Annotated in this window: 13 protein-coding genes; 3 read left to right on the top strand and 10 right to left on the bottom strand. The window is 61.6% G+C overall.

Annotated features, from left to right (window positions below):
- Window positions 1-213: 213 nt before the first annotated feature.
- Window positions 214-636: a DUF488 domain-containing protein gene (locus C2L71_RS02915; protein ID WP_103264299.1), complete on the bottom strand. Its 423-nt coding sequence runs from the start codon at window positions 634-636 to the stop codon at window positions 214-216.
- 301 nt (window positions 637-937) lie between these two features.
- On the opposite strand from C2L71_RS02915, the gene C2L71_RS02910 reads away from it, so the two are divergent.
- Window positions 938-2611, top strand: a complete 1674-nt coding sequence (locus tag C2L71_RS02910; protein WP_103264298.1) for a putative bifunctional diguanylate cyclase/phosphodiesterase — start codon at window positions 938-940, stop codon at window positions 2609-2611.
- A gap of 171 nt (window positions 2612-2782) precedes the next feature.
- Here C2L71_RS02910 and C2L71_RS02905 read toward each other — a convergent pair whose 3' ends face one another.
- Entirely contained in the window at window positions 2783-3298 is a 516-nt protein-coding gene (locus C2L71_RS02905; protein ID WP_103264297.1) for a hydrogenase maturation protease, read from the bottom strand.
- Between the two features lie 20 nt (window positions 3299-3318).
- Entirely contained in the window at window positions 3319-3747 is a 429-nt protein-coding gene (locus C2L71_RS02900) for a viscotoxin-A3 (RefSeq protein WP_103264296.1), read from the bottom strand.
- A 294-nt stretch (window positions 3748-4041) separates the two neighbouring features.
- On the opposite strand from C2L71_RS02900, the gene C2L71_RS02895 reads away from it, so the two are divergent.
- Window positions 4042-4602, top strand: a complete 561-nt coding sequence (locus C2L71_RS02895) for an NADPH-dependent FMN reductase (protein WP_103264462.1) — start codon at window positions 4042-4044, stop codon at window positions 4600-4602.
- 299 nt (window positions 4603-4901) lie between these two features.
- Here C2L71_RS02895 and C2L71_RS02890 read toward each other — a convergent pair whose 3' ends face one another.
- Genes C2L71_RS02890 through C2L71_RS02880 form a run of 3 tightly spaced genes read right to left on the bottom strand, consistent with a single transcriptional unit; the run spans window position 4902 to window position 8490 of the window.
- On the bottom strand, window positions 4902-5588 hold the full coding sequence (locus C2L71_RS02890) for a cytochrome b/b6 domain-containing protein (RefSeq protein WP_103264295.1): 687 nt from the start codon (window positions 5586-5588) through the stop codon (window positions 4902-4904).
- Between the two features lies 1 nt (window position 5589).
- Window positions 5590-7254: a nickel-dependent hydrogenase large subunit gene (locus C2L71_RS02885; protein ID WP_103264294.1), complete on the bottom strand. Its 1665-nt coding sequence runs from the start codon at window positions 7252-7254 to the stop codon at window positions 5590-5592.
- Window positions 7255-7260: 6 nt separating this feature from the next.
- Window positions 7261-8490 carry a hydrogenase small subunit gene (locus C2L71_RS02880; protein ID WP_103264293.1) on the bottom strand — a complete coding sequence of 410 codons (1230 nt, stop codon included), beginning with the start codon at window positions 8488-8490 and terminating at the stop codon, window positions 7261-7263.
- Window positions 8491-8902: 412 nt separating this feature from the next.
- Here C2L71_RS02880 and pheA point away from each other — a divergent pair, with 412 nt between their 5' ends.
- Entirely contained in the window at window positions 8903-9754 is an 852-nt protein-coding gene (gene pheA, locus C2L71_RS02875; protein ID WP_103264292.1) for a prephenate dehydratase, read from the top strand.
- Between the two features lie 118 nt (window positions 9755-9872).
- Here the strand turns inward: pheA and C2L71_RS02870 are convergent, their stop codons facing one another.
- From C2L71_RS02870 to C2L71_RS02855, 4 genes are all read right to left on the bottom strand, one after another.
- A complete protein-coding gene (locus C2L71_RS02870; RefSeq protein WP_103264291.1) occupies window positions 9873-10454 on the bottom strand; it encodes a manganese efflux pump MntP in 582 nt (193 codons plus the stop codon).
- A 246-nt stretch (window positions 10455-10700) separates the two neighbouring features.
- A complete protein-coding gene (locus C2L71_RS02865) occupies window positions 10701-11582 on the bottom strand; it encodes an HhH-GPD family protein (RefSeq protein ID WP_187143243.1) in 882 nt (293 codons plus the stop codon).
- Window positions 11564-12103 carry an RrF2 family transcriptional regulator gene (locus tag C2L71_RS02860; protein WP_103264290.1) on the bottom strand — a complete coding sequence of 180 codons (540 nt, stop codon included), beginning with the start codon at window positions 12101-12103 and terminating at the stop codon, window positions 11564-11566. The genes C2L71_RS02865 and C2L71_RS02860 overlap by 19 nt, the downstream gene beginning before the upstream one ends.
- Window positions 12104-12106: 3 nt before the next feature.
- Window positions 12107-13672 carry a ribonucleotide reductase subunit alpha gene (locus C2L71_RS02855; protein ID WP_103264289.1) on the bottom strand — a complete coding sequence of 522 codons (1566 nt, stop codon included), beginning with the start codon at window positions 13670-13672 and terminating at the stop codon, window positions 12107-12109.
- Window positions 13673-13887: the final 215 nt, after the last annotated feature.

Below are 13887 nucleotides of genomic sequence, written 5' to 3'. Positions count from 1 at the left end.
CGCTGCGCCTGCGAACACGGACGCACGCATGGTCGCCTTCCAGTCGACTGTGCAGCCAGCACAAGGCGGGTGCCCGGCGTCGACAGAAGGCACGGCTCCCGGCGTAGCCACAGAAGCGGGCTGGAGCACCGACGCTGCAAAGACGGGGGGATGTTTCTCAGCGCCGAACCCGCGGGAGCGAAAGGGATGTCCAGCGTCGAATCCGCGAGAACGCTAGGCCTTTGTCGCGGCCTCGAGCATTTGCTGGAGTACTTCTACGTGGCTGCGGCGCTTGTGGGTGGCGGTACCCAGGAGGCAGACGCTCCGGTACTCGCCGTAGCGGTTAAAGAAGTGCGGCACGGCATCGCGCTCGCGCATATCTTCTCGATAGGCATCAGCAAAGGCATCCCAACCGATGTTGCCGTGCAGATAGCGCTCGAGCATCGTTGGCGCCGGGGCGAACAGCTTGTCGTGCACGTAGTCGGCATGCAGAAGCCGAGGCACAAAGTAGGCCAGATCGTTCTTCTTCGTGAAGCCCGCGAGCTGATTCGTGTTCTTCAAGCGGGTGTCCAGCAAAAGATCGACACCCCACGATGCGAGATCTTCGAAGAACTGCTCAGCAGAGGTCTCATACGCACTAATGGTGTTGATTTGCATAGGGGCAGGCTCCTTCTCGGCGGCCGCGCGCGACTGCGGGCCGGAGGGTTTTCCCTACAGGATACCTGCGCCGCCCTCCGAAGGTCCTTGCATCACAGCACCGTGGCGAATCCGCAGGTGATTCGTCACGCAATCGCTACGCCTTGCAAGTCCCCATCGCAGCCGCTTCCGCACGTTGGCTTCTATATCTGCGACGGTGCGGAAATACCCTATCTTCGCCATTTTTGATCACTCCCATGCTGTTTCCCAGTACAATAGAAGGCGAAGCCGAAAGCATGGGAACAGACGCGAGGTGCGCTGCATGGACACGAAGGAAGCACTGCAATCGTTCGACCTCGACCCGCGGTTGCTCTACGATGCGATCGCCTTCAGCACCGACGACTACCTGTACATCATCGACATGAAAACAGACACGGCCGTCGTGTCTGAGAACATGCTGCACGACTTCAACCTGCCCGACCGCGTGTTTAAGGGACTCATCCCCCGCTGGCGCCAACACGTGATCGAACGGGACCGCCCGAGCTTCGACGCCTCCATCGAAGCCATGCTCTCGGGCGTGACCGACGAGCACGACCTCGAATACCAGGTGCGTACGCGCACCGGCGAACTCGTATGGATCGTATGCCGTGGCCTTCTCATGCGCGACGACATGGGCGAGCCCGTATTGTTCTCGGGAGCCATCACGAACCTCGAACGCAAGGGCAAGGTGGATGCCATCACCGGCCTATTCATGCACGGCAAATGCCTTCAGGTGCTCGACCGCCTCCTCGCGTGCGAACGACCCTCTGGCGGAGTGCTGCTGCTGGGCCTTGACGACTTCTCACGTGTAAACTCCCTCAACGACCACGCGTTCGGAAACGGTGTACTGCGTCGCTTCGCACAATCGCTCCAGCGGCTCTTACCTGAAGGCGCCTCGGCTTTCCGCTTCGACGGAGATGAATTTGCCGTCGTGTTCGATAACGCCGACCGCAATGCCATGCAAGATCTCTATCGCACGATCCACACCTTCGCGAACCGGCAGCAAGACATTGACGGTGTTCCGTACTTCTGCACGGTTTCAGGAGGCATCGCTCTTGTCGGAGAGGATGGCGAAAGCGCGCTCGAACTTATCAAGCACGCAGAAAACGCACTTGAAGAAAGCAAGCACCGGGGAAAGAACACAGTCTCCTTCTACTCGCCGGCTATGTCGCAGGAGAAGCTGCGGCGACTAGAACTGAGCGATCGCCTCCAAACATCAGTGCTGGACGATATGCAAGGATTCTCGTTGCATTTTCAACCGCTCGTCGATGCTCAAACATTGCATGTGGCCGGCGCTGAAGCACTATTGCGTTGGGACGCGGAAGGTTTCGGCTCTGTAAGTCCTGCGGAGTTCATCCCCGTTCTGGAGTCGTATGGGCTCATCGGCGCTGTTGGTCGATGGGTTCTGAAGCAAGCCATGAACCAGTGCGCTGCTTGGGTACGCATGTTCCCGGATTTCGTCATGAATGTAAACATATCTACGTTGCAGCTGTTCGAAGCCGACTTCGTACCCTTTGTCGAACAGACGCTGGTCAGCTCGGGCGCAGAACCTCGCTGTATCGTGCTGGAAATGACGGAAAGCTGTTTCGTCACCGACCTCGACACGCTGCGTACGACGTTCGACCGTCTGCGCTCCCTCGGCGTGCGCCTGGCCATGGACGATTTCGGCACCGGATATTCTTCGCTCGGCCTGCTTTCGCAGTCGCCGGCCGACATCGTGAAAATCGATCGATTGTTTATCAAGGATATCCACGTCGAAGCGTTCAATCGCGCCTTCATCGACGCCGTCATCGACCTATGCCATAGCGTGGGCATCCAGGTCACGGTCGAGGGCGTAGAGGAGCGACTGGAACTCGACGCCGTACGCGCGATCGGAGCGGACGGCGTGCAGGGCTTTCTCGTATCGAAACCGGTACCCGCTGACGAGTTTGAGCGGAAATTCATGCAAACCCCGTAAACGGTCAGCATGCTGGAACAAAAGCTTGACCAGACATGCCCCAAAAGCGGTCGTCGAAATGCGGCGCAGGTCACCGTGTCGGGATACGAACCGTCATCAAGCGAGCGAACGGGTTCATCCGCAATCGGAGAGCAGCCGCATCCCTATGGAGAGCTCGGACGCGTGCGCGGATTAGTCTTCGGAAACAGCGCGTCGGGAAAGCGGCGAGCCCAGGCGCGCGAGCTCGCCTGCCGTGGTCTCCACCAAAAGCGGCAGTGCGGCAGCCACCTTCGGCGTGAGGCCTATTGTGGCGACCACCGGCGAAGGATTCTCTACCTGCATGCCCAAGCACAGGCCCTGAGCCTCGTAACCTAAAAGCGCGGCCGCATCGAACAGGTCGACGAGCTTCAGATCGTGCAGCGAAGCCGTGGCACCAGTGCGCCGCGCCATGGCATCGGGCTCGAAGCGAAACACGGTTCCCGGCTCCGCATCCGTACCGTCCACCGCGTCCACCGTGATGATGACGTCGAATTCGCGTACGCGCTCGATCATGTCGAGACTCAGGCATCCCAGGTCGAACAGCTCCACGTTCTCCGGAATCTCGTAGCGCTCGACAAGCTCCTCGTAGACAGCAGTGCCCAGCCCGTCGTCCAGCATGAGCTTGTTGCCCACGCAGAACACGCCGATGCGCCGGCAGCCTTCCTTCATGTCTGTTTCCCCCATAGCAATCACAACCCCAGCGTCGGTCGGACGACGAGATTGTAATACGTGGCCCCCGCAATCATCGCAAGACCGGCAATGACGCAGACGACGGCCCATACGCGCTGACGGCGCAGGTAGACTTGTCTGTCCACGCCGCGCGCTTCCGCACGATGAGCCGCCAAGGGCTGGGCGATGATCGAAAACGCGACGGTTCCCGCAGTCAGCGTGGCGAACACCACCAGGGCGACGACGATGGCGAGCGGCGTGCGCTCGGTCCACGCTGCGTAGAACATGTTGTCAGCGAACAGCCAAATGGGATAGAACAGAATGGTGACCCAGAAGCCGTGGGCGGGACCCCAAATGGGCGGCAAAAACAGCGCGCCCACATTGATGCGCGGCAGTCCTTTGAGGAACTCGTCCTCCTGCGCTATCTGCTCGTCGGTCAATTCAGCCACGATCCGCCGTCCTCCTTGCTCGGGTTTCCGTCCTGCATTATAGCGAAGCGCCGCACGCCGGCCGCCGAGGACGTCGCGGGCGGCGGGGGTTCGCGGTGGAAGCCCGGAGGCTGCGGGAACCCGGAAGAGCTTTCGCAGGAAGTATCGCGGGGCGATCTCCGTCGAGCAGCGGAGTGTGCGCCTGTCGATCAATTCGGCTACAAAGATGCTTTTCCCGCGAAATGTGCGCGCTGCTCTGGGATGATGGGAGCGGCCGCGAAACGGCCGGATCCGAGCGAGAAGATAGGAGCGTTCATGCGCTTTCTCGGCATCGCAGGCTCTCTGCGCAAAGGAAGCTACAACCGGCAGCTGGCCGAAGCGGCGCGAGCCGTCATGGCACAGCGCCATCCGGACGTCGAATTCGAGCTGCTCGAATGGGCCGACGTGCCGTTCATGAACCAGGATATCGAACATCCCGAACCTGCTCCTGTCGCCCGCGTCCGTGCCGCCGTGCGCAGCGCAGACGGCGTGTGGCTCTTCAGTCCCGAGTACAACCACGCTGTTCCCGGGCCGTTGAAGAACCTCATCGACTGGCTCTCGCGCCCCGCAGGCGAAGGCGAGCCGCAGGTGCTGGCCGGCAAGCCCGTCGCACTCGCAGGCGCGAGCATCGGAATGAGCGGCGCCGCGCATGCCCAGGATCAGCTCGTCGGCATCCTGAGCTTCCTCGATGCGAACGTGATGAACAAGCCGCGCCTCACCATCCCCCACGTGGGAACGCAGGCCCCGGAGGGCATGCTCGCTCTGGACGCCTCACTTCCCTACCTCGAAGCGCAAGCCGACGCCTTCGTCGCCTTCGTGGAACGCGAGGGGAACTAGCAAGCGAACCTCTCGATGAGCGAACGTAGCCCGCAGGTCGTTCGATCTCCGTCAGCCGAACGATAGTCGCAGCCTTCAAGTCATACAAAAAGCCTCTTGTTGGGGCTCTCGGCTTCCGTATCTTGTTCGAAAAACAGCAAAAGACTCGGAGATGACCCGGCCATCGCGAAGGCTGGGTACGCGTCACACGATACGCATACCCAGCCTGAAGCGACGAAGCAGGGATCTCCGAACCTCGCGGCATACAACAGATTCGGCGGCCGTGCGGCCGCCGAATCTCGAAACCAGATTGGTGCTTCCTAGTGCTTGAGGTCGTCCTCGCCCACGATGACGTGCTTGTCGGGGTCGTAGACCAAACCGCCGTGCTCCTTGCGGAACAGCATGAGCTTGGTCGGGGACAGGCCCTCGATATTGGCCAGGTACAGGTGGATGAACATGAAGCAGATGAAGACGTACATCATGAAGTAGTGGATGATGCGCATCGACATAAGGCCGCCCACCAGATCCGTGCCGGCGGCGAAGAACCCGATGTTCATCGTGGGGTTCCACAGGCACAAGCCGGTGTAGAACATAACGATGATGAGCACGGGGATCAGCAGGTAGCTGATCTTCTGCGGCACGCCCAGCTTGGCGCCCAGCGGGTGATCCTTCTTCAGGAACAGGTAGTATTTGATCCACGCACCCGCCTGGTGACGGTTGTCCTTCTGCGGAAGCCACGTCTTGAAATCGGTGACCTGCGAGCGGGTGCCGCCGGTCGGAGACGACTTCACGAAGAAGGCCATGAGCACGCGGACGATGCAGTTGATGAACAGCACGAAGCCGCAGAACACATGCACGCCGCGGGCGATGCCCATAAACTCGGGCCAGAACGGGAAGTGGATGCTGAAGCCCGTGATGATGAGCAGAACCATGCACACGAGGTTGATCCAGTGCGTGATGACGAAGGGCAGCGGATGCGCTTCGCGGTAGTGTGCCAAGTGCGCCATATTACTTCACCCCCCAAGGGCTCGTGACGGTCTCGAAGCTCTTGCCCGTCGCCGGTTCGGTGATGTGCACCGCGCAGGCCGTGCACGGATCGAAGCTATGAACGGTGCGCAGAGCGTTGATGGGCTTCTCGATGTCTCCCACCGGCACGCCGATGAGCGCCTGCTCCATCGGGCCGTGCTCGCCTTCGGCGTTGATCGGCGCAATGTTCCAGGTGGTCGGGATGATGATCTGGTATCCATCGATCTTGCCGTCGATGACGTTCTCGGAGTGGTAGAGCGCACCGCGCGGAGCTTCCCAGAAGCCCGTGCCGGCGCCAGTGATGGTTTCGGGAGCGCGGAAGTACTCGCTGTCGCCGCCCTTCACAGCCTCGCACAGCTCGTCGACCCACTCAACCATGAGATTGGCAATATAGAGCGACTCGATCTGGCGGACGGCGGTGCGGCCGAGCGTCGACTGCGCGGCGCTGATCTGACCGGGTGCACCCAAGGCCTCGAGCAGCCCGTCCACTTGATCCACGACGAACGGAACGTCGCGCAGGTACGCAGCCAAGATGCGGGAGAGCCCGCCAGCCTCGTAGGGCTTGCCGTCGTAGGCGGGAGCCTTGCACCACGTGTAGCGGTCGTCCACGTTGTACTCGGTGAACTCCGGCTCGGTGGTGAAGTAGGGGGAGGTGTAGGTGTCCTCGCCCTTGTACCAGGAGTGGCCCACGTACTCGGTGATGAGGCTTTCCTGCACGTCGGAGATGTTGAGGTTCTCATCGATCACGCCCATGGGCAGATAGCGATTCTTCATCTGCTCGACGTAGTCGGTCGTCTGCTCCTGGCCCTCGAACACGCCCCAGGCAACGTAACGGCCGCAGCCCTTGCCCCACTTGAGCGCATCCTTGTAGTACGGCGCAATAGCAAGCGTGTCGGGGATCATCGTCGCCTCGACCCAGTCGCGCACTTCCTTGACAAGGTACTTGAGGTCATCAAGCTTCTGCTCGGTGGGCACGAAGGCCGTGCCGCCCGGGATAAGGGTCATGACGTGCGGCATCTTGCCACCCAGCAGCGCGGAAATCTCGGAGGCCTTCGCCTGCATGGTGAGCGCCTCAAGGTAATGCGCCGTGCAGATGAGGTCGAGTGCGGGCGGCAGCTGATAGCCGGTGCCGTCCTCGGCGTCAAACCAGTTGCCCGAGAAGATGGAGTACTGGCCATTGGCGGCAAAATTCGACAGACGCTCCTTCAGAGCTGCAAAATCGCTGCGCGTGGACGTGCCGGCCAGACGAGCCAGTTCGTAGGCCTCGTCAGGATCGGCGTCAAGCGCGTTAAGCGGATTCACGTAGTCGAGCGCAGCCAGGTTGTAGAACCACAGGATGTGGCTATGCAGGAACTGCGCACCCTCGAGCAGGTTGCGGATGATGCGCGCGTTGTTGGAAATCTGGATGCCGTAGGCCTTCTCGGCCGCGATAGTGGAGGCGTGGGCGTGCGATACCGGGCACACGCCGCAGATGCGCTGCACGATCTGCGCAGCATCCTCAGGCGTGCGGTTCTCCACGACGAGCTCCATGCCGCGGAAGCAGCCGCCGGACACCCAGGCGTCGGAAACCTTGCCGTTCTGGACTTCCATCTCCACGCGCAGGTGACCTTCGATACGGGTGATCGGGTCGATAACTGAACGGGTCATGTCGGCTTACCTCCCTTCCTTCTCGTCGTCGTTTTTCATAGCAGCATCGTACTGTCCGATGGACTGGTTCGGATGCTTCTCGTCCCACTTGCGCACCTTCTCGAAGTCGGCGCCGCCGTCCATGCGGCCGGATACCTTCATGCCGAAACCGTGCACGACGAGCGCGGCAGCCAGGATGCCGGTGATGCCGAGTGCGATGGTGCCGGGCTGGACCATCCAGTCGCCGATGCGCAGGTCGCGATGGCGCTTGTAGAACGGAGTGTTGACCTCGACCCAGTTCTGGCCCGGATCGTTCGGGTTGGCTTCGCAGCAACCGATGCAGGGGGAACCCGCCTGCACGCACCAGCTGCGGCGGTTGTTCCACAGCGTCACGCCGCAGTTCGACTTCGTCTGGGGACCGCGGCAGCCCAACGGATACAGGCAGTACCCCTTGGCCTCTTCCTCGGAGCCGAACTGATAGACGAACTCGCCGTTCTCGAAATGCCCGCGACGCTCACAGTTGTCGTGGATCGTCTGATCGAAGATGCCGGCCGGCTTGTTCTCGGCGTTGAGATCCGGAAGCTTCCCGAGCATGACAACATCCACGAGCACCGACACGAGCCACTCGGGGTTCGCCGGGCAGCCGGGGATATTCACAACCGGCACGTCGATGCCGGCCTTCTTCAGATACGCCTGCACGCCGAGTGCGCCCGACGTGTTGGGATGAGCGCCCATCCAGCCGCCGTTGACCGCGCATGAGCCGAGCGCAACCACCGCGGTGGCGTTTGCTGCCGCCTCTTCAAGATGCGCCGTGCCCGGCATGTCCGCAACGCGCAGCGCCTGGCCGTTCCACCCTTCGAGCACCGCACCCTCGTAGATCAGGATGTAATCGCCGGCCTCGATCGTCTGCGCTTTGGCCTCCTCCATCGAGTGGCCGGCCGCGGCCGACAGCGTCTCGGAGTAGTTGAGCGAGATCAGCTCAAGTACGACCGAAGCAGGATCCGGGGACTCGACCTGCGCGAACGACTCGGTGCAGCCCGTGCAGGACGCGCCCTCAATCCAGATGACCGGGTACAGGTTGCCCTTTGTTGCGCCGATCACGGAGTTCTCGAGGGCCTGCGCCACGCGCGGTGCGGCAAGCTCTCCGAGCCCGGCCGCGACGGCGATGGCGCCGCAAAGCTTCATGAAGTCGCGGCGGGATACCCCGCGCGAGGACAGCAAATCCTGAAACTCCGAAACTTTGGCCTCTGTTTCCATGTGCACACCTCCTCAGGTGCCTTCTCGTCTTGCAATACTATGGTTGTATTTTCCCCGAGACCCGAGTCGCTTGGGGGGATGCTGCGGCGGGCGCAACGTTTCAGCCGCAAATGGCATGAAAATGTTACAGAATTGTTTCGTCGTAACAAGACCATGCCCCACATCAGCGGTTTTGTACCAAGACTCGTTGCTGAAGGTTGGTCGACCTGACGACATCGCAACGAAACCTACAGCTGCCGGAGAACGAAGCCCCTCGAAACCATACGTTCGTCCACCCCCTCTTTTCGTTGCGCGCAGACAAAAGACGGGTATCATGGTTACACGCACGCGAAGCCCAGCAGTCCTGCGCGTTCAAGGCGCCCAGCCGCTCGGCCCCGACGCTCGCACCAAACACGACGGAAGGAAGGGTCCCATGACCGCACCCGAACCCGTATTCGCCTACCTCGGCCCCGCCGGCACGTACACCGACGAAGCTGCACGCGCTTTTGCAGCGCGTCTCGGCATAGCCGAGCCGCACTTGCTTGAATGCGCTTCGTTCGACGAGGTGTTCGACGCCGTCGATCGCGGAAAGTGCGAGTTCGGCGTCGTGGCGAAGGAGAACTCGCTCGAAGGGTCAGTTACGGCAACGCTCGACAACTTTGCGTTCAAAACCCAGGCCGCCATTCTCGGTGAAGAAGTCGTCGATATCCACCACTGCCTCGTCCTCCATCCCGATGCGAAGCTCGAGGACGTGACTGCCGTCGCCTCGCATGCCCAAGGTCTTGCGCAATGCCGGCGCTTTTTGGCCGAGCGGCTGCCGGGACGCAGCACCATCACGACGTCGTCCACAGCCGAAAGCGCCCGCCGCGCAGCCGAAGATCCGAGTATCGCCGGCATTGCGAACGCGTTTGCAGCTGAACGGTACGGAGCACGCATCGAGCAACGCGACATCGAGGATCACTTCGGCAACCAGACGCTGTTCGCCCTTATCGGTCGCCAGGGTCATCCACCCGTATTCAGAGGCGAGCGCTACAAGACGTCGCTTGCACTATTCCTACAAGTAAACCGCGCGGGCACGCTGAACATGATCCTATCGGAGTTCGCCTACGCCGGCATCGACCTGTCCATGATCCAGTCGCGCCCGACCAAGCAAGCGCTCGGCAACTACATGTTCTTCATAGAGTTCGAGAAAGATGTGAACGATCTGGCCGTCCAGACGGCGCTCAACTGTTTGAGGCTGAAGCTGCGCGAAGTAAAGGTGCTCGGCAGCTACCCGATCGCCTGACCTGCGAGGGTCAGGGCTGGGGACGAGCTCGGTCGCTCGGCAGTCCTGCTCGCACGAAACACCCACAGGGCGTTTCGCCATACTGTCATCAACCGGCCGGGGGTCGATGTCTCATTCCTTAGAAGGCGATAACGCCCAGGTGCTCCATGAGGATTTTGAGGCCGATGATGATGAGGACGATTCCGCCGACAACGGTGGCAGGCTTCTCGTAGCGCGCGCCGAAGCGATGCCCCACAACCACGCCGACAAGTGACAGGATGAACGTCGTCAGACCGATGAGCCCCACAGACACGGCGATGTCCACCCGAAGGAATGCGAACGTGATGCCCACGGCAAGCGCATCGATGCTCGTGGCAATGGCGAGCATCGTGAGCTCGCGCAGGTCGAGCTTTCCATCGGCAGCGCACGCCAGACCTTCGTCGTCGGCCTCATGGAATGCATCCCAAAGCATCTTGCCTCCTATGAGAGCCAGTAGCACAAACGCAATCCAGTGATCGACCGGCGTGATATAGCGCTCGAACTGCGTGCCAAGCGCCCAACCGACAAGCGGCATGAGTGCTTGAAAGCCACCGAAGAACAGCGCGATGACCGTCGCCTGGCGCACGTTGAGCCGCTTCATGCACAGCCCCTTGCACACTGACACGGCGAATGCATCCATAGAAAGACCGACTGCGATCAAGAACAGCTCGACGAATCCCACGATAACCCCTTCTCGCTCTCATCCGAACTTCCAGCCGGTCCGCTCCTCGGAGCCTCGGGCAAAAAAATACCGACGCATACGCGTCGGTTGCGAGAATACGCGGTGCGACGGCTGCGCCACACCGCGAGTCTTGCCATACAAGGCCGGCCAGCTTTCTTTTCCGAAAGCAGCATGTTGACCGAACCGCGCCTCAAAGGCGCCGGCTACTCCCTCGCGGGACAGGAGCATTCTACCACAGCGGAAGGATCAGGGAAGAAACACGTCGCCTTCCCGGCGGAAGAAGCCCTCCGACATGAGATCGGCCACGATGGATTCGAACTCCTGAACGGTCGCGCCGGCGCGACCTCCGGCACGTTCGAACGCATCAAGCCGTCTTGCCAGCTCGTCTGCAGTGATGCCGGGCTCTGCCAACACGATGCGCACGAGCTCGGCGCGCTTCTGGCGTCGCGAGCCTTCGAACGCCGACTGCCGCGCATAATGCGCGCTGCGCCGGGAGGGATTCGCCACCAGGGTCTTCAAGTGCGCGCCGTAGTCGAGCAGCGCATAATACCACCCGCGAGCATCGACATCGGGACACGTCAGTTCCACGAGAGGCGCAAGCTCGCGATCGGAGACCTTGTCGCGCTCAGGGAACAGCTCATGTAGGAACACCGTGCGCACGTTCGTCTCGATGTACACGGAGGGGCGATTGTAGGCGAACGCGACAATGCCTGCCGCCGTCGCCGGGCCGATGCCCGGCAGCCCCTCCAACTCTTCGGCGGTCTTGGGCAGCGCTCCCCCCGAGCACGCAGAGCACGCTTCGCAGGCGCGTTTGAGCGCAAGCGCACGCCGGTTGTAGCCCAGGCCCTGCCACTGGGTGAGCACCTCGGCCGTATCAGCTGCGGCTAGGGCGTCTATTGTGGGGAACAGCGCCATCCATCGCTCCCAGTGCTTGAGCACACGCTTCACCTGGGTCTGCTGCAGCATGACCTCGGACACAAGCACGGCGTAGGGGTCGTCGACATTGCGCCAGGGAAGCTCGCGGTACAACCGCGCGCCCTCGGAGACCACAAGCTCGACGAACGCATCGCGGCTCAGGCCGCCGCAGGGCCACAAGTCGGAGTTGGAGCCTACGCGCACGGCTCGCATCGCTCCTCGTCGGCGAAGGACTGCGCACTGCGAGACATACGGGGCGACATGCAATCCGCGTCGCACCCCCGAACCGTCGACGATCCAGACGACAGAACGCCTTCGACGACAGGATGCGAGCCGCCCTGTTCGATCAGATCCTTGAGCGTGATGGAACCGAAGTATTCGTTCAACAGTCGGTCGGCTCCCTGCCACAGCTTGTTGTAGGCGCACTCCGGCCGCTTGTCGCAGTACTCGGGATCGAGGACGCACAGCGACACGCTTACCGGTCCCTGGATAGCCTCGAGAACCTCGAGCAGCGTCACCTCGGCCGGATCGCAGTTGAGGGCGAGTCCCCCGTGCGCTCCGCGAACCGTCTTGATGAGTCCGCCTTTCACCAGATCATGCTGGATGCTGCGCGCGAAAGCGTAGGGAATGTCCTCCTCTTCAGCAATATCGGACACGGACACGTAGGCATCACCGCTTTTGTAAGCCGCCCGGAGTATGCGACAAGCGTAATCGCAGCGCCTCGTGATATCCATCGATCAGCTCTCTCCCTTCAGAAGGTCCTCGAGATGTTCGAGCTCGCGCCTGAAATCGCTGACGACCGCGTCCTCGAGCGCCCGATACTCGTCGGAGTCGAGGGGCTGGTACGCCGCGAGCTTGTCGAACAGGTTGTCGGCCGTCACCGGCAGATAGCGTCGCGCGACGAGGCTCGCCTTGTAAGCCTCCTCGATGGCCTCGCGAGCAGCCATGTACATGTCGTAACGCGGCATCTGCGACGAGTACCGCACGAGGGCGTCACGATCGATTCCGCGCAGCGACGGATGCTCGCGCGCGATCTCCATCCAGATATCGGCGCGCTCCGAAGCGGTCGGATAATCGATATCGATGACCGACAGCGGCTCGAGCAGATCGAAGAAGAACGGGTCGATCTCCCCTGCCTCAGATGCGGTCGCAAGCACGAACACATCAGGATTCTCGACCGCCGACCGAATGAGCGAAATAGCCTCGCGCGCCCCGCGAGACAGGCTTGCCATCAGAAGCCCGCCAAAATCGTCGCCCCCGTACTCGGCAAGCGGAGACACCCACAGGTCGAGATCCTCGAGCATGAGCACGCCTGCGCCCTCGAAGGCGTTGCGGGCAGCATTGAGACGCGGCTGTCGGTCAGCCTGCGCCATGACGCACAGAACGGGCATGCCCTGGAGGTTCTCCTCCATATGCATGCGGATGGCCGGAAGCCCAAGCTCACCGAGCGTAGCCGCCATGAAACGATTCGCGTCCTCGCGCGCTGGCGACCTGAACAGCAGTGCGTCGCACGCAGGCATGCGATCAAGGCCGTGACGGTCATTCAGTAAGCACACGAGCTCCTGAAAGCCGGAATCCCGCTGCATGCCCACCCCAAAATCGCGCATGATGGAAACGACCTCGTTGTAACCAACGACGTCATCATAGGAAATGTCCTCCATGGATGACACGATCGTCTGCCCCTCAGAATCCTCGGCGCCGGGTGTCCGCGACGCCGGCTCAGCCGCACCGGTGGATTCGCCTAAAGTGGCTGCCGACGCTTCCGCGCGCTCCGGCGCTCCAGCAGCGGCGCCTTCGGCGGCATCGGCCTTCACTGCGTCAGTGCCCTGCTCCATCGAGGCTCCGGAGCGGGGCGCGGTGGTGATGTGTTCCACTTTCATGAGCGGACCCACGCCCATGCCCAAGAAGTCCTGAGAGATCATGTCGGTCATATCCTCAAGATCCTCGCGCGTCAGCCCGTACTCCTCGAGCTTATCGAGTGCAAGATCTTGCAACTGCTCGGCATAGCGCGACGTCTCCTCAACCGTGAGGTAGGGCTCGAGGCGCTCGAAGACGTATTCGGCTATGGAGCGTTCCTTGAGTTTGCAGGCCAGAAGCCATGCCTGTTTCAGGCCGCCGAGCGCATCCTCCGAGGGGACGGGATCGTCATCATGCCGAGCCTGCTCGAAAGCCGCCAAGTACAAGTGCATACCGAGGACCGCATCGCCCGAGGCGCATGCCTTCGCCGCCCGGCGCAGGTACTCGGCAGAAGAGCTATATTCATCGTTCTGGCTGGGCGAGTTGTTCGCATCGTTCTCAAACATAACCCAACCTCCTTCGCATCGTGTCAGCGTGATCGTGTATGCAAATTGCATATACTCGAGTCGCATTTTACCGGAGAAGCACAGTTCCGCACAGGGGGCCTCCCAAATACCACAAATCGTCAAGCCGCCGAAACCGCCCATCTCCTTCCCCGTCACCGCGAACCAACAGCCCTTGCATGCAAGCTCTGAGGGACTTCGCCACGCGAGTCTCCGGA

Origin of the sequence: Enteroscipio rubneri (assembly GCF_002899715.1) — a bacterium.
In the GTDB taxonomy this organism is placed as follows: domain Bacteria; phylum Actinomycetota; class Coriobacteriia; order Coriobacteriales; family Eggerthellaceae; genus Enteroscipio; species Enteroscipio rubneri.
The sequence above is the reverse complement of the archived record's forward strand: the minus strand, read 5'-3'. Positions and strand labels throughout refer to the sequence as shown.

What these genes read in the sequence shown, in the direction of transcription:
- C2L71_RS02860 (WP_103264290.1), bottom strand. Translation starts at nt 12,103, where the DNA reads ATGGATATCACGAGGCGCTGCGATTACGCTTGTCGCATACTCCGGGCG.
- pheA (WP_103264292.1), top strand. Translation starts at nt 8,903, where the DNA reads ATGACCGCACCCGAACCCGTATTCGCCTACCTCGGCCCCGCCGGCACG.
- C2L71_RS02865 (WP_187143243.1), bottom strand. Translation starts at nt 11,582, where the DNA reads ATGCGAGCCGTGCGCGTAGGCTCCAACTCCGACTTGTGGCCCTGCGGC.
- C2L71_RS02880 (WP_103264293.1), bottom strand. Translation starts at nt 8,490, where the DNA reads ATGGAAACAGAGGCCAAAGTTTCGGAGTTTCAGGATTTGCTGTCCTCG.
- C2L71_RS02885 (WP_103264294.1), bottom strand. Translation starts at nt 7,254, where the DNA reads ATGACCCGTTCAGTTATCGACCCGATCACCCGTATCGAAGGTCACCTG.
- C2L71_RS02895 (WP_103264462.1), top strand. Translation starts at nt 4,042, where the DNA reads ATGCGCTTTCTCGGCATCGCAGGCTCTCTGCGCAAAGGAAGCTACAAC.
- C2L71_RS02915 (WP_103264299.1), bottom strand. Translation starts at nt 636, where the DNA reads ATGCAAATCAACACCATTAGTGCGTATGAGACCTCTGCTGAGCAGTTC.
- C2L71_RS02855 (WP_103264289.1), bottom strand. Translation starts at nt 13,672, where the DNA reads ATGTTTGAGAACGATGCGAACAACTCGCCCAGCCAGAACGATGAATAT.
- C2L71_RS02905 (WP_103264297.1), bottom strand. Translation starts at nt 3,298, where the DNA reads ATGAAGGAAGGCTGCCGGCGCATCGGCGTGTTCTGCGTGGGCAACAAG.
- C2L71_RS02890 (WP_103264295.1), bottom strand. Translation starts at nt 5,588, where the DNA reads ATGGCGCACTTGGCACACTACCGCGAAGCGCATCCGCTGCCCTTCGTC.
- C2L71_RS02910 (WP_103264298.1), top strand. Translation starts at nt 938, where the DNA reads ATGGACACGAAGGAAGCACTGCAATCGTTCGACCTCGACCCGCGGTTG.